This is a genomic window from Mycobacteriales bacterium (assembly GCA_035690485.1).
In the GTDB taxonomy this organism is placed as follows: Bacteria; Actinomycetota; Actinomycetes; order JAFAQI01; family DASSKL01; genus DASSKL01.
The window spans coordinates 1-17609 of record DASSKL010000061.1 but is presented as its reverse complement, the minus strand read 5'-3'; the positions used below and the strand labels follow the sequence as shown (position 1 = coordinate 17609).

Sequence of the window (17609 nt, the reverse complement as noted above, 5' to 3'; positions counted from 1 at the left end):
TCGCCGCCGGTGACGTCACCGACGCGACCGGCACCGCGCCCGTCCAGGCCGAGCCGGCGACCGCGCCCGTCGACGTCGAGACGTCGCAGACCGACACGAGCACCGGTGGGGAGGGCTGACCGATGTTGATCCCCCGTCGGGTCAAGCACCGCAAGCAGCACCACCCGAAGCGCAGCGGGCGCGCCAAGGGCGGCACCGCCGTGGCGTTCGGCGAGTACGGCATCCAGGCGCTCGAGCCGGCCTACGTCACCAACCGCCAGATCGAGTCCGCCCGTATCGCGATCACCCGGCACATCCGCCGTGGCGGCAAGGTCTGGATCAACATCTACCCCGACCGCCCGCTGACGAAGAAGCCGGCCGAGACCCGGATGGGGTCGGGCAAGGGCTCCCCGGAGTGGTGGATCGCCAACGTCAAGCCGGGCCGGGTGATGTTCGAGCTGGCCTACCCCAACGAGGCAGTGGCCCGGGCCGCGCTGACTCGCGCGATCCACAAGCTGCCGATGAAGTGCCGGATCGTGAAGCGTGAAGTGGGTGAGGGCTGATGGCAGGCACCGATCCGAACGAGCTGCGCCTTCTCGTCGACGAGGACCTCGTGACCCGGCTGCGGGAGGCCAAGGAGGAGCTGTTCAACCTCCGCTTCCAGGGCGCCACCGGGCAGCTCGACAACAACCGCCGGCTGCAGGTCGTACGCCGGGACATCGCCCGCATCTACACGGTCATGCGTGAGCGCGAGCTCGGCATCTACGCCGCGCCCGAGCCGGCCGGTGATGTGGCGTGACGGAGAGAAGTGAGATGAGCACCGCCACCACTGCCGCGACCGAAGGCCGCGGGTTCCGCAAGACCCGCGAGGGCCTCGTGGTCAGCGACAAGATGGACAAGACCGTCGTGGTCGCCGTCGAGGACCGCGTGCAGCACGCCCTCTACGGCAAGATCATGCGGCGCACCAGCCGGCTGAAGGCGCACGACGAGGCCAACGCCTGCGGCGTCGGCGACCGCGTGCTGCTCATGGAGACCCGGCCGCTGTCGGCGAGCAAGCGCTGGCGCGTGGTCGAGATTCTGGAGAAGGCCAAGTGACCTCACCCCACGAAGTCTCTCGCTCCGCTCGGAATGCCGCGGGGGCCCAGAAATGATTCAACAAGAATCCCGACTCCGCGTGGCGGACAACACCGGTGCGAAGGAGATCCTCTGCATCCGGGTGCTCGGCGGCTCGGGGCGCCGTTACGCCGGCATCGGCGACATCATCGTCGGCACGGTCAAGGACGCGCTGCCCGGCGCGGGGGTGAAGAAGGGCGACGTGGTGAAGGCCGTCGTCGTCCGCACGGTCAAGCCCCGCCGCCGCCCCGACGGGTCCTACATCCGCTTCGACGAGAACGCCGCCGTGATCATCCGCGACGGTGGCGACCCGCGCGGCACCCGCATCTTCGGCCCGGTCGGCCGCGAGCTGCGGGAGAAGCGCTTCATGCGGATCATCTCGCTGGCGCCGGAGGTGCTGTAGCCATGGCCACCCAGACCGCCACCACGCTGCACGTCAAGAAGGGCGACACCGTCCAGATCATCACCGGCAAGGACCGCGGCGTGACCGGCAAGGTCATCCTGACCCTGCCGAAGGAGGGCCGCGTCATCGTCGAGGGCGTCAACCGGGTCAAGAAGCACACCCGGGTGACGACCAACCAGCGCGGCGCCCAGTCCGGCGGGATCGTCACCCAGGAGGCGCCGATCCACGCCAGCAACGTCATGGTCGTGTGCCCGGGGTGCGGCAAGGCTTCCCGGGTCGGCCACCGCAAGGACGACGAAGGCCGGACGGTCCGCGTCTGCAAGCGCTGCGACAGCGACATCTGAGCGGCACCCGAAGGACAACCGAGGAACCACGATGACAGCCACCACCACCGACCGTGCGGTCCCGCGGCTCAAAGCCCGCTACCGCGACGAGGTCGTCCCCGCGCTGCGCGAGCAGTTCTCCTTCCGCAACGTCATGCAGGTCCCCACGATCACCAAGATCAAGGTCAACATGGGGGTCGGTGACGCGGCCCGCGACGCCAAGCTGATCGAGGGTGCGGTCCGCGACCTCACCGTCATCACTGGCCAGCGGCCGGCGGTGGCGCGCGCCCGCAAGTCGATCGCGCAGTTCAAGCTGCGCGAGGGCATGCCGATCGGCGCCCACGTCACCTTGCGCGGCGACCGGATGTGGGAGTTCCTCGACCGGCTGCTGTCGCTCGCGCTGCCGCGCATCCGTGACTTCCGCGGCCTGTCGGCCCAGCAGTTCGACGGCAGCGGCAACTACACGTTCGGCCTCACCGAGCAGTCGATGTTCCACGAGATCAACCAGGACAGCATCGACCGCGTCCGCGGCATGGACATCACGGTCGTGACGACCGCTACGACCGACGACGAGGGGCGCGCGCTGCTGCGGGCGCTCGGCTTCCCCTTCAGGGACTGAGGACGATGGCGAAGAAGGCACTGATCGCAAAGGCCGCCCGCAAGCCGAAGTTCGCGGTGCGGGCCTACACCCGTTGCTCGCGCTGCGGGCGGCCGCACTCCGTCTACCGCAAGTTCGGCCTGTGCCGGATCTGCGTGCGGCAGATGGCGCACGCCGGCGAGCTGCCCGGCGTCACCAAGAGCTCCTGGTAGCACCCACCGACGTCACAGGTCCCCGCCGGGGAAACCGGGACGAGAAAGGCCCGAGGGCCTCGACATGACGATGACCGACCCGATCGCAGACATGTTGACGCGTCTGCGCAACGCCAACCACGCCTACCACGAGAGCGTGGCGATGCCCCACTCCAAGATCAAGGTGCACATCGCCGAGATCCTGCAGCAGGAGGGCTACATCGCCGGCTGGAACGTGCAGGACGCGGTCGACCACCCGGGCAAGTCCCTGGTGATCGAGCTGAAGTACGGCCCCAACCGGGAGCGCACGATCGCCGGCGTACGCCGCATCTCCAAGCCCGGCCTGCGCGTCTACGCCAAGGCCACCAACCTGCCGAAGGTGCTCGGCGGCCTCGGTGTGGCAATCATCTCGACCTCGACCGGACTGCTGACCGACAAGCAGGCCGCCAAGCGTGGCGTGGGCGGGGAAGTCCTCGCCTACGTCTGGTGAGAAGGGAGGACTGACATGTCTCGCATCGGCAAGCAGCCCGTCCCCGTGCCCAGCGGCGTCGAGGTGACGATCGCCGGCAGTGACCTCACCGTGAAGGGGCCCAAGGGCACCCTCAGCCACACGGTGGTCGCGCCGATCGCGGTCGCGCAGGGCGACGGCGCGATCCTGCTGACCCGCCCCGACGACGAGGGGCCCAACAAGGCCCTGCACGGCCTGTCGCGCACGCTCGTCGCGAACATGGTCACCGGCGTCACCGAGGGCTACCGCAAGACGCTGGAGATCGTCGGCACCGGTTACCGCGTGCAGGCCCGGGGCGCGGACCTGGAGTTCGCGCTCGGGTTCAGCCACCCGGTCGTGGTCACCGCCCCGCCCGGGGTGACCTTCACCGTCGAGTCCCCGACCCGCTTCCACGTCGAAGGCATCGACAAGCAGCAGGTCGGCCAGGTGGCCGCCAACATCCGGGCGATCCGCAAGCCGGAGCCCTACAAGGGCAAGGGCGTGCGCTACGCGGGCGAGGTCGTCCGCCGCAAGGCCGGAAAGGCTGGTAAGTGATGTCGTCCACCACGCTCGTCCCGCGCCGGGGCAACCAGCGCCGGCTCATGCGACTGCGCCGCCACCTGCGCGTGCGCAAGCGGGTCTTCGGCACGCCGGCGCGGCCCCGGCTCGCGGTGTTCCGCTCCGCGCGCCACATCTACGCCTCGGTCATCGACGACGCGCAGGGCCGCACGCTCGCGCACGCGTCCACGCTCGACGACGCGCTGCGCGGCGCGAGCGGTGACAAGAGCGCCAAGGCCCGCGAGGTCGGCCGCCTGGTCGCCGAGCGGGCGAAGGCCGCCGGCGTCGACGCGGTCGTGTTCGACCGGGCGGGCTACCAGTACCACGGTCGGATCGCGGCGCTCGCCGACGCGGCTCGCGAAGGGGGCTTGAGCTTTTGATCCCCAACACCACGACCGTTCCTGCACGTGACGGAAGGAATCTCTGATGCCAGGACCCCAGCGCCGCGGCTCCGCCGGCGGCAACGAGCGGCGGGACCGCCGCGAGGGCCGGGGCGCCGCGGCCGAGAAGACGGCGTACCTCGAGCGCGTCGTCGCCATCAACCGGGTCGCCAAGGTCGTCAAGGGCGGCCGGCGGTTCAGCTTCACCGCGCTCGTCGTCGTCGGTGACGGCGACGGCCAGGTCGGCGTCGGCTACGGCAAGGCTAAGGAGGTGCCCGCCGCGATCGCGAAGGGTGTCGAAGAGGCCAAGAAGCACTTCTTCCGCGTCCCCCGCATCCAGGGCACGATCCCGCACCCGGTGCAGGGCGAGGAGGCGGCCGGCGTGGTGCTGCTCAAGCCCGCGAGCCCCGGCACCGGCGTCATCGCCGGCGGCCCCGTGCGAGCGGTGCTCGAGTGCGCCGGCATCCACGACGTGCTCAGCAAGTCGCTCGGGTCCTCCAACCCGATCAACATCGTCCACGCCACGGTGACCGCGCTGCGCGGCCTGCACCGTCCCGAGGAGATCGCCGCCAAGCGCGGTCTGCCGCTCGAGGACGTCGCACCGGCCGCGATGCTGCGCGCCCGCGCGGGGGTGGGCGGCTGATGGCGCGGCTCAAGGTCCAGCAGGTCCGCTCGGCGATCGGTGGCAACCACGCCCAGCGGGAGAGCCTGCGCTCGCTCGGGCTGAAGCGGATCCGTGACGTCGTCGTCAAGGAAGACCGCCCCGAGATCCGCGGGATGGTGGCGAAGGTCTCGCACCTCGTCACCGTCGAGGAGGTGGAGTGACGTGACGCTCAAGGTTCACCATCTGCGCCCGGCCCCCGGCGCGCACAAGGCCAAGACGCGGGTCGGCCGCGGTGAGGGCTCCAAGGGCAAGACCGCCGGCCGGGGCACCAAGGGCACCAAGGCCCGCGGCCAGGTCTCCGCGGCGTTCGAGGGCGGCCAGATGCCGTTGCACATGCGGGTGCCGAAGCTCAAGGGCTTCAAGAACCCGTTCCGCACCGAGTACCAAGTCGTCAACGTCGAGCGCCTCGCCGCGCTCTTCCCCGAGGGCGGCGAGGTCGACCCCGACGTGCTGGCGGCGCGGGGCGCGGTCCGTCGCGGCCACCCGGTGAAGATCCTCGGCGACGGCGAGATCTCGGTCGCGCTCCAGGTGCGCGTGCACGCCGTCTCGACCAGCGCCCGGGACAAGATCACTGCTGCCGGCGGGAGCGTCGCGGGGGTCTGAGCGTCTCCCGCGACGGCCCCGCTTCGGCGGGGCCGGCTGTTAGAGTCTGAACGTCGTTTCAGGTCCCTCCTGCGCTGGCCGCCGGCCCGGGTGGGGGCGGCCTCCTCTCGCCCGGCCGCTGGTGCCGGACCGCGTTAGCTGACCGTCGCAGGAGGACGCAGTGCTCAGCGTTTTCGCCCGGGCGTTTCGCACGCCCGACCTGCGGCGAAAGATCCTCTTCACGATCGCGATCCTCGGCATCTACCGGCTGGGGTCGGTGGTGCCCTCGCCGGGCGTCGACTTCAAGGCCGTCCACGCCTGCTTCACCCAGGCGCAGACCAGCAACGTCTACACGCTCGTCAACCTGTTCAGCGGCGGCGCCCTGCTGCAGCTGTCGGTGTTCGCGCTCGGGATCATGCCCTACATCACCGCGAGCATCATCATCCAGCTGCTCGTCGTGGTCATCCCGCGGCTGGAGCGCCTCAAGGAGGAGGGTCAGAGCGGTCAGGCCAAGCTCACGCAGTACACCCGCTACCTGACGGTTGCCCTGGCGATCCTGCAGTCCACCGGCATCGTGGCGCTCGCCCGCACCGGCCGGCTGTTCCAGGGCGTGAGCTGCCCGCAGACGCTGATCCCCGACACCTCGATCTTCCGCATCACCACGCTCGTGCTGTCGATGACGGCCGGCACCGCGGTCATCATGTGGCTCGGCGAGCTGATCACCGACCGCGGCGTCGGCAACGGCATGTCACTGCTGATCTTCGTCTCGATCGCGGCACGCTTCCCGTTCGAGGGGCAGCAGATCCTCGCCTCCAACGGTGGGTTCGTCTTCGCGATCGTGATCCTCATCGGTGTCGCGATCGTCACGGCGATCGTCTTCATGGAGCAGGGCCAGCGGCGCATCCCGGTGCAGTACGCCAAACGCATGATCGGCCGGCGGATGTACGGCGGCACGTCGACCTACATCCCGCTCAAGGTCAACCAGGCCGGTGTCATCCCGGTCATCTTCGCCTCGAGCCTCATGTATCTCCCGAGCCTCGCGGCGAGCGTCTGGCACAACAACAGCTTCAACAGCTTCGTGCAGAAGTGGCTGTCGCACGGTGACAGCGCGTCCTACGTCCTCACCTACCTGGTGCTGACGTTGTTCTTCACCTACTTCTACGTCGCGATCACGTTCAACCCGGTCGAGGTCGCCGACAACATGAAGAAGTACGGCGGCTTCATCCCGGGCATCAGACCGGGCCGGTCGACCGCCGAGTACCTCGACTACGTGCTCTCCCGGCTCACCGCTCCGGGCTCGCTCTACCTCGGGCTGGTCGCCGTGCTGCCGATGATCGCGCTCGGGTTCCTCGGCAACGGCCAGGTCTTCCCGTTCGGCGGCACCTCGATCATGATCTTGGTCGGTGTCGGCCTCGACACGGCCAAACAGATCGAGAGCCAGCTCATGCTGCGCAACTACGAGGGCTTCCTCCGCTAGTGCTGGGGCAACGCTGATGCGGCTCGTCCTCGTCGGGCCGCCCGGTGCCGGCAAGGGCACGCAGGCCGAGTTCGTTGCCGCCCATCTGCAGGTGCCCAAGATCTCGACCGGCGACATCTTCCGGGCCAACGTCAGCCAGGGCACCGAGCTCGGCCGCCGGGCGAAGGAGTACATGGACCGGGGCGACCTCGTGCCCGACGAGGTGACCGTCGCGATGGTCCGCGACCGGCTGGCGGAGGACGACGCCCGCAAGGGTTTCCTGCTCGACGGCTTCCCCCGCAACGTGCCGCAGGCGCGGATCCTCGAGGACATGCTCCTCGACATGGGCACTGGGCTCGACGTCGTCCTCGAGCTCGTCGTCGACGACGAGGAGGTCGTGCGGCGCCTGTCCGGTCGGCGTACCTGCCGTGGCTGCTCGCACGTCTGGCACGTCGACTTCGACCCGCCGTCGGTCGAGGGCATCTGCGACGCGTGCGGCAGCGAGCTGTTCCAGCGCGACGACGACCGGGAGGAGACCATCCGGCACCGGTTGGAGGTCTACTACGAGCAGACCGCACCGCTGGTGGAGTTCTACGCGGCCCGCGGCATCCTGGTGGGCATCGACGCGACCGGCCCTGTCGACGACATCACCGACCGCGCGATGGCGGCGTTGCGGCCGCACTCCCGGTGACCCCACGGTGTTCTCGAGAAGGCGCAAACCGATGATCCAGATCAAGACCGACGCCGAGATCGCGCTGATGCGGGAAGCCGGCCTCGTCGTCGGCCGCACGCTCGACAAGCTCAAGGCCGCCGTCGCCCCCGGGGTCAGCACCGGTGAGCTCGACGCGATCGCGGAGGAGGCGATCCGCGGCGAGGGGGCGACGCCGTCGTTCAAGGGCTACCGCGGCTTCCCCGCCTGCATCTGCACCTCGATCAACGACGAGATCGTGCACGGGATCCCGAGCCGCGGGCGGGTCCTGCGCGAGGGCGACGTGGTGTCGATCGACTGCGGCGCGATCGTCGACGGCTACCACGGCGACGCCGCCGTGACCGTGCCGGTCGGCCAGGTTGCACCCGAGCTGCTCGAGCTCCTCCGGGTCTGCGAGGAGTCGCTGTGGCGGGGCATCGCCGCGGCCCGTCTCGGTGGCCGGCTCACCGACATCTCGCACGCGATCGAGGTCTACATCCGCAGCCAGCCGCACCCGACGGGCGCCGCGTGGGGCATCGTCGAGGAGTACGTCGGCCACGGGATCGGCACCGAGATGCACCAGGACCCGCAGGTCTACAACTACGCGCCCCGCGGTCCCGGCCGCGGGCCCAAGCTCGTGCGCGGCCTCGCGCTGGCGATCGAGCCCATGGTCAACCTCGGCGCCCGCTACACCCGGCTGCTCGCCGACGAGTGGACGGTCGTGACCCGCGACGGGGCGGCCAGCGCCCACTTCGAGCACACGTTCACGCTCACCGACGAGGGCCCGTGGGTGCTCACGGCGCTCGACGGCGGCAAGGACCGGCTCGCCGGGCTCACCGCACAGCGTGCGGCCGGCTGATCCGGCCGGTTGGCCGCGTCGGCCCGCATGACGTAGACTTTCGTTTTGGCCCGCGACCAGGCACGCCCGGCGTGCCCGGGTTCGCGCGGCCCGACACCACCAAGACGATCCCACGACCGAGGAGCACGGAACCGCACGACATGCCGAAGAAGGAAGGCGCCATCGAGATCGAGGGCCGCGTCGTCGAGCCGCTCCCGAATGCCATGTTCCGGGTCGAGCTCGCCAACGGCCACCGCGTCTTGGCGCACATCAGCGGCAAGATGCGTCAGCACTACATCCGCATCCTTCCCGAGGACCGTGTCGTGGTCGAGCTGAGCCCCTACGACCTGTCCCGCGGTCGGATCGTCTACCGCTACAAGTGAGCACCGCACTGATCGGGCGTCTTCTCGGGCGCCTCCCGAGGAGCAGCACACGATGAAGGTCAAGCCGAGCGTCAAGCCGATCTGTGACAAGTGCAAGGTCATCCGTCGTCACGGCCGCGTCATGGTGATCTGCGACAACCTGCGGCACAAGCAGCGGCAGGGCTGAAGCCCACAACCCGGACAACGCGCACCACGCACCTCACCCCCGGTCGGAGGCCGGGGCCTGACCCGGGCGGGTCGGGACGGTGACGCGACAGACCTCCGAGCATGAAGGAGCACCGCCCAGATGGCCCGACTCGTCGGCGTCGACCTCCCGCGTGAGAAGCGGCTCGAGGTCGCGCTCACCTACATCTACGGCGTCGGCCGCAGCCGCGCCCTCGAGACGTTGAAGCAGACCGGCGTCTCGCCCGACGTCCGCGTCCGCGACCTCAGCGACGACGACGTCATCAAGCTGCGCGACTGGATCGAGGCCAACTACCGCGTCGAGGGCGACCTTCGCCGGGAGGTTGCGGCCGACATCCGGCGCAAGGTCGAGATCGGCTGCTACCAGGGCATCCGCCACCGCCGGGGACTGCCCGTGCGCGGCCAGCGCACCCACACCAACGCGCGCACCCGCAAGGGTCCCCGCAAGACCGTCGCCGGCAAGAAGAAGGTCGGCAAGAAGTAGTCCGCGCCCCGGACACGCAGTTCAGCTGCAGAGCACCTACCGAAACCCAGCAGGAGAGAGATGCCTCCGAAGACCCGAGCGGCCGGACCGAAGAAGGTACGCCGCAAGGAGAAGAAGAACGTCGCTCACGGGCACGCCCACATCAAGAGCACGTTCAACAACACGATCGTCTCGATCACCGACCCGATGGGCAACGTGATCTCGTGGGCGAGCTCCGGCCACGTCGGCTTCAAGGGCTCCCGCAAGAGCACGCCCTACGCGGCGCAGATGGTCGCCGAGGCCGCCGCGCGCAAGGCGCAGGAGCACGGCATGCGCAAGGTCGACGTCTTCGTGAAGGGCCCCGGCTCCGGGCGGGAGACCGCGATCCGCTCCCTGCAGGCCGCCGGCCTCGAGGTCGGCACCATCCAGGACGTCACGCCAGTTCCTCACAACGGGTGCCGCCCCCCCAAGCGGCGGCGGGTTTGACAACCCCACCACGTTTTCTCGCTGCGCTCGAAAACGCGGCGGGGTCCCCGAAAGAGAGAAAGTAGATGGCTCGGTATACAGGGGCGGATTGCAAGAGGTGCCGCCGCGAGAAGATGAAGCTGTTCCTCAAGGGCAGCAAGTGCGAGTCCCCGAAGTGCCCGATCGAGATCCGTCCCTACCCCCCGGGTGAGCACGGCCGGGGCCGCACCAAGGACTCCGAGTACCTCCTGCAGATGCGCGAGAAGCAGAAGTGCGCGCGCATCTACGGCGTGCTCGAGAAGCAGTTCCGCGGCTACTACGAAGAGGCCAACCGGCGGCAGGGCAAGACCGGTGAGAACCTCATGCAGCTGCTGGAGCGCCGCCTCGACAACGTCGTCTACCGCGCGGGCTTCGCGCACAGCCGCGACATGGGCCGCCAGCTGGTCAAGCACGGCCACTTCGTCGTCAACGGCCAGAAGGTCGACATCCCGAGCTACCTCGTCGCCGAGAACGACATCGTCGAGGTGCGCCCGAGCAGCGTCGAGCAGACGCCGTTCGTCATCGCCCGCGCCGAGGCCGGCTCCCGACCGGTCCCGGCCTGGCTCGAGGTCATCAGCAACCGGATGCGGATCCTCGTGCACGCGCTCCCGAGCCGCCAGGTCATCGACACGCCGGTCCAGGAGCAGTTGATCGTCGAGTTCTACTCGAAGTAAGCCCTCCCGCTCGCGGGAGTCCAGGGCGTTCAAATAGCGGTTCGCCCCTGACGGAAGAGGTTCGTCTTGCTCATCGCCCAGCGCCCCACCCTCACCGAAGAGCCGATCAGCGACTCCCGGTCGCGGTTCGTCATCGAGCCGCTCGAGCCGGGTTTCGGCTACACCCTCGGCAACTCCCTGCGCCGCACCCTCCTGTCGTCGATCCCCGGCGCCGCCGTCACGAGCATCCGCATCGACGGCGTGCTGCACGAGTTCACGACGGTGCCCGGCGTCAAGGACGACGTCACCGACCTGATCCTCAACATCAAGGAGCTCGTGGTCAGCAGCGAGCTCGACGAGCCGGTGGTGATGTACCTGCGCAAGCAGGGCCCCGGCGAGGTGACCGCGGCCGACATCGCCCCGCCGGCCGGTGTCGAGGTGCACAACCCCGACCTTCGTCTGGCGACCCTCAACGCCAAGGCCAAGCTCGAGATCGAGTTCACGGTGGAGCGCGGTCGCGGCTACGTGACCGCCGCGCAGAACAAGCAGCCCGGGCAGGAGATCGGCCGCATCCCGATCGACTCGATCTACTCGCCGGTGCTCAAGGTCACCTACAAGGTCGAGGCGACCCGCGTCGAGCAGCGCACCGACTTCGACCGCCTGATCGTCGACGTCGAGACCAAGCCGTCGACCACGCCCCGCACCGCCATCGCGAGCGCCGGCAAGACCCTGGTCGAGCTGTTCGGGCTGGCCCGCGAGCTCGACGAGACCGCGGAGGGCATCGACATCGGCCCGTCGCCCACCGATGCGGCGCTCGCCGCCGACCTGGCGCTGCCGGTCGAGGAGCTCGACCTGACGGTCCGCTCCTACAACTGCCTGAAGCGCGAGGGCATCCACACGGTGGGCGAGCTGGTCAGCCGCAGCGAGGCCGACCTGCTCGACATCCGCAACTTCGGCGCCAAGTCGATCGACGAGGTCAAGGCCAAGCTGGCCGGCATGGGCCTCGCGCTCAAGGACAGCCCGCCCGGGTTCGACCCGAGCACGGTCGTCGGCACCTACGGTTCCGACGACTACGGCGACGAGGCCACCGGCTACGAAGAGACCGAGCAGTACTAACGCAGCACGTTGCTCGATCGAGCACTGTGATCGTCTGAGGAGACCGAGCTCATGCCCACGCCTACGAAGGGCCCCCGCCTCGGCGGCAGCCCCGCGCACGAGCGGCTGATGCTGGCCAACCTGGCCGGCGCGCTGTTCGAGCACGGCCGCATCACGACGACCGTGTCGAAGGCCAAGCGGCTGCGCCCGGTTGCCGAGCGGCTGATCACCTTCGCCAAGCGGGGCGACCTGCACGCCCGCCGGCAGGTGGCCAAGACGCTGCACGACAACGGCGTCATCCACCAGCTGTTCGCCGAGATCGGCCCGCGCTTCGCGGAGCGTCCCGGCGGCTACACCCGCATCACCAAGATCGGCCCGCGCAAGGGCGACAACGCCGACATGGCGGTGATCGAGCTGGTCGAGGGCCGCACGGTCGCCCAGGAGGCGGTCGGCGAGGCCGAGCGGGCCCGCGGCTCCCGGTTCCGTGGTCGCCGCGCGCCGACCGGCGCGACCGCGGAGGCTGCGGCCGACCTGGCGTCGACGTCGGCGACGGCGGCCGCCGTGGCGGCCGAGGCCGAGGCAGCGGCGAGCGAGGACGCGACTGCCGAGGACGCCGTTGCCGGCGAGGCGGCCGCGCCGGACGCGGTCGCCGAGCCCGCGGGTGTGGAGACCGGTTCGGCCCAGTCGCCGGTCCCCGCCGAGGGCGACGTCGAGCCCGCCGAGGCGTCGGCGGCCGAGCAGGTCGCCGTACCCGCCGAGGGCGGCGACACCGAGGTCGTCACCGAGGCCGCGCCCGCGGTGGAAGGCGACGCCGCGGTGGGTCCGGGCGAGGAGCAGACCGCGACGGCCGACGAGGAGTCCCAGGCCGAGGGCGACCGTTCCTGACGGGCTGACGCGCGTCCGCCTCGACCTCGCCTACGACGGCGGCGGGTTCGCCGGCTGGGCCCGCCAGCCCGGTCTGCGAACCGTGCAGGGCGTCCTCGAGGAGGCCCTTGGCACCGTGCTGCGGCTGCCCGCACCCGCGGCGCTGACCGTCGCCGGGCGCACCGATGCCGGGGTGCACGCGACCGGCCAGGTCGCCCACGCCGACCTGGCCGCCGTGCCCGACGATCTGCAGCGGCGGCTGCTCGGAGTGCTCGACCCCGATGTGCGCGTCACGGCGGCCGGCATCGCGCCGCCGGGTTTCGACGCGCGGTTCTCCGCGCTGTCGCGGGCTTACCGCTACCGGCTCACCGACGCGGTGCCCGACCCGCTGCGCCGCCACGACACCGTCGCCCACCCGCGCCCGCTCGATGCGGCCGCGATGGCCGTCGCGGCGGCGCCGCTGCTCGGGGAGCACGACTTCGCGGCGTACTGCCGCCGGCGCGAGGGCGCGACGACGGTCCGCACACTGCTTCGTCTCGACGTACGCCGGGACGGTGGCCTCGTCCTCGTCGACGTGGAGGCCGACGCCTTCTGCCACAACATGGTCCGCGCGCTCGTCGGCGCGTTGGTCGCCGTGGGGGAGGGTCGCCGTCCGGTCGAGTGGCCGGTTGCCGTGCTCGCGGCGGGTGCCCGCGACCCGGCCGTGACCGTCGCGCCCGCCCGCGGGCTGACGCTGGTCGCGGTGCGCTACCCGCCCGACGAGGAGCTCGCGGCCCGGGCCGAGCGCACTCGTCGGCGGCGGCTTTGACCGGCTCCGCGCGGCGCGGCTATCCTGTCCAGGTTGTGCGCGGGGTCGATTCCTGCGCGCTCGCGACCCGTTGAGTCGCGGCAACCCACCGATCGACCGAAGGCATCACCGTGCGCACGTACACCCCGAAGTCTGCCGACGTCCAGCGCCAGTGGCACGTCATCGACGCCACCGACGTAGTGCTCGGCCGGCTGGCCAGCCAGACCGCTCGGTTGCTGCGGGGCAAGCACAAGCCCTACTTCGCACCGCACATCGACACCGGCGACTTCGTCGTGATCATCAATGCGGGCAAGGTAGCGCTGACCGGCAACAAGCGCGAGCAGAAGGTCGCCTACCGGCACTCCGGCTACCCGGGCGGTCTGAAGAAGGTGCCCTACGACGAGCTGCTGGCCAAGCGGCCGGAGCAGGCCATCGAGCGGGCGGTCCGCGGCATGCTGCCGCACAACTCGCTCGGCCGCCAGACGCTGTCCAAGCTGAAGGTCTACGCCGGCCCGGACCACCCGCACCAGGCGCAGAAGCCGGTGCCCTACGAGATCAACCAGGTCGCGCAGTAGCGCCGGCCCGACACCCGCAAGCCGAAGGACGCACGTGAGCGACCAGCCCCTGACCGGTACCGAGACCGCGCCGGAGACCATCCAGAGCGCCGAGGATCTCGGCACCCCGCCGACGGCCACCCCCGAGCCGGTCGAGCAGCCCGGCGCCGCCGCGGGCTTCTCCACCGAGTCCGAGACCGTCACCCGGCCGCGCGCCGTCCCCTCGGGCCCCGCGGCGGCGACCGGCCGGCGCAAGGAGGCCGTCGCGCGGGTGCGCATCATGCCCGGCACCGGCCAGTGGAAGATCAACGGCCGGCCCCTGGTCGACTACTTCCCGAACAAGGTCCACCAGCAGATCGTCACCGAGCCGTTCCGCTCGATCGAGCAGGAGGACGGCTGGGACGTCGTCGCCCGCATCGACGGGGGCGGCGTGTCCGGGCAGGCCGGGGCTCTGCGCCTGGGCATCGCGCGCGCCCTCACCGACGCCGACGCCGACAACCGGCCCACCCTGAAGAAGGCCGGCTTCCTCACCCGCGACGCCCGGGAGAAGGAGCGCAAGAAGTACGGCCTCAAGAAGGCCCGCAAGGCGCCCCAGTACTCCAAGCGGTAGCGGCTTGGGCCGACTGTTCGGCACCGACGGGGTTCGCGGCGTCGCCAATGCCGACCTGACCGCCGAGCTCGCGCTCGACCTGGCCGTCGCAGCCGCCCACGTCCTGGTCGAGCGTTCGGGCGACGCGAGGCCGACCGTGGTCGTCGGCCGCGACACCCGGGCGTCGGGTGAGTTCCTCGAAGCCACGGTCGTCGCGGGCCTGGCGAGTGCCGGCGTCGACGTCGTACGCCTCGGTGTCGTGCCGACGCCGGCCGTCGCCCACCTGACGACGGTGTGGGGCGCGGCCGCCGGCGTGATGATCTCGGCCAGTCACAACCCGATGCCCGACAACGGGATCAAGTTCTTCGACGCGGGCGGCTTCAAGCTCGCCGACGCAGTCGAGGACGAGATCGAAGCCCACCTCCGGCAGCCGTGGTCGCGGCCCACCGGTGCCGCGGTCGGCCGGGTGCGTACCGCCCACGACGCCGTCGCGCGCTACGTGGCCCACCTCGTCGGCACGCTCCCCGCGTCGCTGCACGGCCTGCGGGTCGTCGTCGACTGCGCCCACGGCGCGGCCTACGACGCGGCGCCGGACGCGCTGCGCGCCGCCGGCGCCGAGGTCGTCGCGATCGCCGCCGAACCGGACGGCCTGAACATCAACGCCGGGGTGGGCTCGACGCACCCCGAGCGGCTCGTCGAAGCCGTCCGGGCGCACGGTGCCGACGCGGGCGTGGCCCTCGACGGCGACGCCGACCGCTGCATCGCGGTCGCCGCCGACGGCAGGATCATCGACGGCGACGAGATCCTGGCGGTGCTCGCGCTGGCCCTGCACGAGCAGGGTCGGCTCGCCCGCGGCACGGTCGTCACCACGGTCATGACCAACCTCGGCTTCCACCGGGCGATGGCCGCGCACGGCATCGAGGTCGTCGAGACGGCGGTCGGTGACCGCTACGTGCTCGAGGCCATGCGGGCCGGCGGCTACCTGCTCGGTGGCGAGCAGTCGGGGCACGTGGTGTTCCTCGACCACGCCACCACCGGCGACGGGTCGCTCACGGCGCTGCAGCTGATGTCCCGCGTGGCCGCGACCGGCCGCCCGCTGGCAGAGCTCGTCGCCGTCATGTCCCGGCTGCCGCAGGTGCTGGTCAACGTGCGAGTCGCGGACAAGACGGCCGCCATGGGCGCGTCCGGACTCGCTGCCGCGAAGGCAGCGGTCGAACGCCAGCTGGGCGACAACGGTCGGGTCCTGGTCCGCCCGAGCGGCACGGAGCCGGTCGTGCGGGTCATGGTCGAGGCGCCCACCGAGCAGGAAGCGCAGCAGGCGGCGGACCGGCTCGCCGCCGCGCTCGCGGACTAGCGCCGCCGCCCCGCTGGAATACCCTCGACGCCGTGTGCGGGATCGTCGGCTACGTCGGGCAGCAGCAGGCACTCGGTGCCGTCATGGAGGGGCTGCGGCGGCTGGAGTACCGCGGCTACGACTCCGCCGGGGTCGCGATCCTCGACGGTGACATCGCCGTCGTGCGCAAGGCGGGCAAGCTCGCCAACCTCGAGACGACGCTCGACGGTCGCGAGCTGGCCGGGACGACCGGCATCGGCCACACCCGTTGGGCCACCCACGGCGCGCCGACCGACCGCAACGCCCACCCGCACGTCGACTGCACGGGCGCCATCGCGGTGGTGCACAACGGCACGATCGAGAACTTCGTCGAGCTGCGCGACGGGGTCGAGGCCCGCGGGCACCGGCTGACCAGCGACACCGACACCGAGGCGGTCGCCCACCTGCTCGAGGAGGCCTACGACGGCGACCTGCCGGCCGCCGTGCGCAGCGTGTGCCGGCTGCTCGAGGGGTCGTTCGTGCTGGTGGTCCTGCACCGCGAGCACCCCGACCTCGTCGTCGGCGCGCGCCGCAACCTGCCCCTCGTCGTGGGCCTGGGCGACGGCGAGCAGTTCCTTGCCAGCGACGTCACGGCGTTCATCTCGCACACCCGCGAGGCCCGGGCGCTCGACCAGGACCAGGTGGTCGAGCTGCGCCGCGACGGCGTACGCGTCACCGACCTCGACGGCAACGACGTGCCCGGCGAGAGCTTCCACGTCGACTGGGACACCGCGGCGGCGGAGAAGGCCGGCTACGACTCGTTCATGCTCAAGGAGATCGACGAGCAGCCGGAGGCCGTCAGCGAGACGATCGGCGGCCGGTTGGGCGCCGACGGGCGGCTGCACCTCGACGAGCTGTCGATCAGCGACGAGGACATCCGCGGCTTCGACCAGGTGTTCGTCGTCGGCTGCGGGTCGGCCTACCACTCCGGGCTCGTCGGCAAGTACGCCATCGAGCGCTGGACCCGCATCCCCACCCAGGTCGAGATGGCCAGCGAGTTCCGCTACCGCGACCCGGTCGTCCACCGCAACACCCTCGTCATCGCGATCAGCCAGAGCGGCGAGACCGCCGACACGCTGGAGGCCGTGCGGCACGCCCGCCAGCAGCGCGCCTGGGTCATGACCGTCAGCAACACGATCGGCTCCTCGATCGCCCGCGAGAGCGACGCGGCGTTCTTCACCCGCGGCGGCCCCGAGATCGCGGTCGCCTCCACGAAGGCGGTGATGACGCAGCTCGCCGCCATGTACCTCGTCGGCCTGCACCTCGCCCAGGTTCGCGGCACCCGCGACGCCGACGAGGTGCACGCGCACTACCACGACCTCGCCACCATCCCCGACCTTCTCCGCGAGGTCCTCACCCGCATGGACCCCGTGCGCAAGCTGGCCCGCGACATCAGCGACAGCGAGCGGGTGCTGTTCATCGGCCGGCACGTCGGCTACCCGATGGCGCTCGAGGGCGCGCTCAAGCTCAAGGAGCTGGCCTACGTCTCGGCCGAGGGCTTCCCCGCCGGGGAGATCAAGCACGGGCCGATCGCGCTCGTCGAGCAGGGCACCCCGGTCGTCGTCATCGCCCCCCGGCACGCGCTCACGGCCAAGCTGGTCACCAACATCCAGGAGGTCCGCGCGCGCGGCGCCCGCACGATCGTCATCGCCACCGACGGCGACGAGAGCGTGACCCCGCACGCCGACCACCTGATCCGGATCCCCGACACCAAGTCGCTGCTGGCCCCGCTGCTCACGCTGGTGCCCATGCAGGTGCTCGCCGCGGAGTTCGCGATCGCCCGCGGCCTCGACGTCGACCAGCCGCGCAACCTCGCCAAGTCCGTCACGGTCGAGTGACCGCGGCTCGCCGACCCGGCCGCCGCGAGGGTCGTGGTGACTGACCGATGATCGTCGGTGTGGG

At 70.9% G+C, this 17609-nt stretch carries 28 protein-coding genes; all 28 read left to right on the top strand.

Features of this window, described 5'->3' with window-relative positions:
• Positions 1 to 122: 122 nt before the first annotated feature.
• The 28 genes from rplP (at position 123) to glmS (ending at position 17545) form a co-directional block, all read left to right on the top strand.
• A complete protein-coding gene (gene rplP / locus VFJ21_08385; protein ID HET7407135.1) occupies positions 123 to 542 on the top strand; it encodes a 50S ribosomal protein L16 in 420 nt (139 codons plus the stop codon).
• Positions 542 to 778 (top strand): 50S ribosomal protein L29, encoded by a 237-nt coding sequence (rpmC, locus tag VFJ21_08380; GenBank protein HET7407134.1) that lies wholly within the window; start codon positions 542 to 544, stop codon positions 776 to 778. Before rplP ends, rpmC begins: the two co-directional genes overlap by 1 nt.
• 14 nt (positions 779 to 792) lie before the next feature.
• A complete protein-coding gene (gene rpsQ / locus VFJ21_08375) occupies positions 793 to 1074 on the top strand; it encodes a 30S ribosomal protein S17 (protein HET7407133.1) in 282 nt (93 codons plus the stop codon).
• 52 nt (positions 1075 to 1126) lie between these two features.
• Positions 1127 to 1495: a 50S ribosomal protein L14 gene (rplN, locus tag VFJ21_08370; GenBank protein HET7407132.1), complete on the top strand. Its 369-nt coding sequence runs from the start codon at positions 1127 to 1129 to the stop codon at positions 1493 to 1495.
• 26 nt (positions 1496 to 1521) lie between these two features.
• The gene (gene rplX, locus VFJ21_08365; GenBank protein HET7407131.1) at positions 1522 to 1839 is read left to right on the top strand and encodes a 50S ribosomal protein L24; all 318 of its coding nucleotides are present in this window, start codon (positions 1522 to 1524) and stop codon (positions 1837 to 1839) included.
• Between the two features lie 31 nt (positions 1840 to 1870).
• Positions 1871 to 2437 (top strand): 50S ribosomal protein L5, encoded by a 567-nt coding sequence (gene rplE / locus VFJ21_08360; GenBank protein ID HET7407130.1) that lies wholly within the window; start codon positions 1871 to 1873, stop codon positions 2435 to 2437.
• A gap of 5 nt (positions 2438 to 2442) precedes the next feature.
• Complete coding sequence (locus VFJ21_08355; GenBank protein HET7407129.1) at positions 2443 to 2628, top strand: type Z 30S ribosomal protein S14; 186 nt, start codon at positions 2443 to 2445, stop codon at positions 2626 to 2628.
• 64 nt (positions 2629 to 2692) lie between these two features.
• On the top strand, positions 2693 to 3097 hold the full coding sequence (rpsH, locus tag VFJ21_08350) for a 30S ribosomal protein S8 (protein ID HET7407128.1): 405 nt from the start codon (positions 2693 to 2695) through the stop codon (positions 3095 to 3097).
• A gap of 15 nt (positions 3098 to 3112) precedes the next feature.
• A complete protein-coding gene (gene rplF, locus VFJ21_08345) occupies positions 3113 to 3649 on the top strand; it encodes a 50S ribosomal protein L6 (GenBank protein ID HET7407127.1) in 537 nt (178 codons plus the stop codon).
• Positions 3649 to 4032, top strand: coding sequence for a 50S ribosomal protein L18 (rplR, locus tag VFJ21_08340; protein HET7407126.1), 384 nt, complete (start codon positions 3649 to 3651; stop codon positions 4030 to 4032). Before rplF ends, rplR begins: the two co-directional genes overlap by 1 nt.
• A 46-nt stretch (positions 4033 to 4078) precedes the next feature.
• Positions 4079 to 4675 (top strand): 30S ribosomal protein S5, encoded by a 597-nt coding sequence (rpsE, locus tag VFJ21_08335; protein ID HET7407125.1) that lies wholly within the window; start codon positions 4079 to 4081, stop codon positions 4673 to 4675.
• A complete protein-coding gene (rpmD, locus tag VFJ21_08330) occupies positions 4675 to 4857 on the top strand; it encodes a 50S ribosomal protein L30 (protein HET7407124.1) in 183 nt (60 codons plus the stop codon). Before rpsE ends, rpmD begins: the two co-directional genes overlap by 1 nt.
• A gap of 1 nt (position 4858) precedes the next feature.
• The gene (gene rplO / locus VFJ21_08325; protein ID HET7407123.1) at positions 4859 to 5299 is read left to right on the top strand and encodes a 50S ribosomal protein L15; all 441 of its coding nucleotides are present in this window, start codon (positions 4859 to 4861) and stop codon (positions 5297 to 5299) included.
• Between the two features lie 160 nt (positions 5300 to 5459).
• The gene (gene secY / locus VFJ21_08320; GenBank protein ID HET7407122.1) at positions 5460 to 6755 is read left to right on the top strand and encodes a preprotein translocase subunit SecY; all 1296 of its coding nucleotides are present in this window, start codon (positions 5460 to 5462) and stop codon (positions 6753 to 6755) included.
• Positions 6756 to 6771: 16 nt separating this feature from the next.
• On the top strand, positions 6772 to 7425 hold the full coding sequence (locus tag VFJ21_08315) for an adenylate kinase (GenBank protein ID HET7407121.1): 654 nt from the start codon (positions 6772 to 6774) through the stop codon (positions 7423 to 7425).
• 31 nt (positions 7426 to 7456) lie between these two features.
• Complete coding sequence (gene map, locus VFJ21_08310; GenBank protein ID HET7407120.1) at positions 7457 to 8281, top strand: type I methionyl aminopeptidase; 825 nt, start codon at positions 7457 to 7459, stop codon at positions 8279 to 8281.
• Positions 8282 to 8421: 140 nt separating this feature from the next.
• Positions 8422 to 8643 (top strand): translation initiation factor IF-1, encoded by a 222-nt coding sequence (infA, locus tag VFJ21_08305; protein ID HET7407119.1) that lies wholly within the window; start codon positions 8422 to 8424, stop codon positions 8641 to 8643.
• A 52-nt stretch (positions 8644 to 8695) separates the two neighbouring features.
• Positions 8696 to 8809 (top strand): 50S ribosomal protein L36, encoded by a 114-nt coding sequence (gene rpmJ / locus VFJ21_08300; GenBank protein ID HET7407118.1) that lies wholly within the window; start codon positions 8696 to 8698, stop codon positions 8807 to 8809.
• Positions 8810 to 8929: 120 nt separating this feature from the next.
• Positions 8930 to 9310: a 30S ribosomal protein S13 gene (rpsM, locus tag VFJ21_08295; protein HET7407117.1), complete on the top strand. Its 381-nt coding sequence runs from the start codon at positions 8930 to 8932 to the stop codon at positions 9308 to 9310.
• Between the two features lie 60 nt (positions 9311 to 9370).
• Positions 9371 to 9775 carry a 30S ribosomal protein S11 gene (gene rpsK / locus VFJ21_08290; protein ID HET7407116.1) on the top strand — a complete coding sequence of 135 codons (405 nt, stop codon included), beginning with the start codon at positions 9371 to 9373 and terminating at the stop codon, positions 9773 to 9775.
• 65 nt (positions 9776 to 9840) lie between these two features.
• Positions 9841 to 10467: a 30S ribosomal protein S4 gene (gene rpsD / locus VFJ21_08285; protein ID HET7407115.1), complete on the top strand. Its 627-nt coding sequence runs from the start codon at positions 9841 to 9843 to the stop codon at positions 10465 to 10467.
• Positions 10468 to 10533: 66 nt separating this feature from the next.
• Positions 10534 to 11562, top strand: a complete 1029-nt coding sequence (locus VFJ21_08280; protein ID HET7407114.1) for a DNA-directed RNA polymerase subunit alpha — start codon at positions 10534 to 10536, stop codon at positions 11560 to 11562.
• A gap of 51 nt (positions 11563 to 11613) precedes the next feature.
• Positions 11614 to 12426 (top strand): 50S ribosomal protein L17, encoded by an 813-nt coding sequence (gene rplQ, locus VFJ21_08275; GenBank protein ID HET7407113.1) that lies wholly within the window; start codon positions 11614 to 11616, stop codon positions 12424 to 12426.
• 4 nt (positions 12427 to 12430) lie between these two features.
• Positions 12431 to 13213: a tRNA pseudouridine(38-40) synthase TruA gene (truA, locus tag VFJ21_08270; protein HET7407112.1), complete on the top strand. Its 783-nt coding sequence runs from the start codon at positions 12431 to 12433 to the stop codon at positions 13211 to 13213.
• A gap of 110 nt (positions 13214 to 13323) precedes the next feature.
• Entirely contained in the window at positions 13324 to 13767 is a 444-nt protein-coding gene (rplM, locus tag VFJ21_08265; protein HET7407111.1) for a 50S ribosomal protein L13, read from the top strand.
• A gap of 34 nt (positions 13768 to 13801) precedes the next feature.
• Complete coding sequence (gene rpsI, locus VFJ21_08260) at positions 13802 to 14356, top strand: 30S ribosomal protein S9 (protein ID HET7407110.1); 555 nt, start codon at positions 13802 to 13804, stop codon at positions 14354 to 14356.
• 4 nt (positions 14357 to 14360) lie between these two features.
• Positions 14361 to 15689 (top strand): phosphoglucosamine mutase, encoded by a 1329-nt coding sequence (gene glmM / locus VFJ21_08255; protein ID HET7407109.1) that lies wholly within the window; start codon positions 14361 to 14363, stop codon positions 15687 to 15689.
• 32 nt (positions 15690 to 15721) lie between these two features.
• Positions 15722 to 17545, top strand: coding sequence for a glutamine--fructose-6-phosphate transaminase (isomerizing) (gene glmS / locus VFJ21_08250; protein HET7407108.1), 1824 nt, complete (start codon positions 15722 to 15724; stop codon positions 17543 to 17545).
• The last annotated feature ends 64 nt before the right edge of the window (positions 17546 to 17609 follow it).

Coding starts and splice junctions, on each gene's coding strand:
- rplP (HET7407135.1), top strand. CDS start 123: ATGTTGATCCCCCGTCGGGTCAAGCACCGCAAGCAGCACCACCCGAAG.
- rpmC (HET7407134.1), top strand. CDS start 542: ATGGCAGGCACCGATCCGAACGAGCTGCGCCTTCTCGTCGACGAGGAC.
- rpsQ (HET7407133.1), top strand. CDS start 793: ATGAGCACCGCCACCACTGCCGCGACCGAAGGCCGCGGGTTCCGCAAG.
- rplN (HET7407132.1), top strand. CDS start 1,127: ATGATTCAACAAGAATCCCGACTCCGCGTGGCGGACAACACCGGTGCG.
- rplE (HET7407130.1), top strand. CDS start 1,871: ATGACAGCCACCACCACCGACCGTGCGGTCCCGCGGCTCAAAGCCCGC.
- VFJ21_08355 (HET7407129.1), top strand. CDS start 2,443: ATGGCGAAGAAGGCACTGATCGCAAAGGCCGCCCGCAAGCCGAAGTTC.
- rpsH (HET7407128.1), top strand. CDS start 2,693: ATGACGATGACCGACCCGATCGCAGACATGTTGACGCGTCTGCGCAAC.
- rplF (HET7407127.1), top strand. CDS start 3,113: ATGTCTCGCATCGGCAAGCAGCCCGTCCCCGTGCCCAGCGGCGTCGAG.
- rplR (HET7407126.1), top strand. CDS start 3,649: ATGTCGTCCACCACGCTCGTCCCGCGCCGGGGCAACCAGCGCCGGCTC.
- rpsE (HET7407125.1), top strand. CDS start 4,079: ATGCCAGGACCCCAGCGCCGCGGCTCCGCCGGCGGCAACGAGCGGCGG.
- rpmD (HET7407124.1), top strand. CDS start 4,675: ATGGCGCGGCTCAAGGTCCAGCAGGTCCGCTCGGCGATCGGTGGCAAC.
- VFJ21_08315 (HET7407121.1), top strand. CDS start 6,772: ATGCGGCTCGTCCTCGTCGGGCCGCCCGGTGCCGGCAAGGGCACGCAG.
- map (HET7407120.1), top strand. CDS start 7,457: ATGATCCAGATCAAGACCGACGCCGAGATCGCGCTGATGCGGGAAGCC.
- infA (HET7407119.1), top strand. CDS start 8,422: ATGCCGAAGAAGGAAGGCGCCATCGAGATCGAGGGCCGCGTCGTCGAG.
- rpmJ (HET7407118.1), top strand. CDS start 8,696: ATGAAGGTCAAGCCGAGCGTCAAGCCGATCTGTGACAAGTGCAAGGTC.
- rpsM (HET7407117.1), top strand. CDS start 8,930: ATGGCCCGACTCGTCGGCGTCGACCTCCCGCGTGAGAAGCGGCTCGAG.
- rpsK (HET7407116.1), top strand. CDS start 9,371: ATGCCTCCGAAGACCCGAGCGGCCGGACCGAAGAAGGTACGCCGCAAG.
- rpsD (HET7407115.1), top strand. CDS start 9,841: ATGGCTCGGTATACAGGGGCGGATTGCAAGAGGTGCCGCCGCGAGAAG.
- rplQ (HET7407113.1), top strand. CDS start 11,614: ATGCCCACGCCTACGAAGGGCCCCCGCCTCGGCGGCAGCCCCGCGCAC.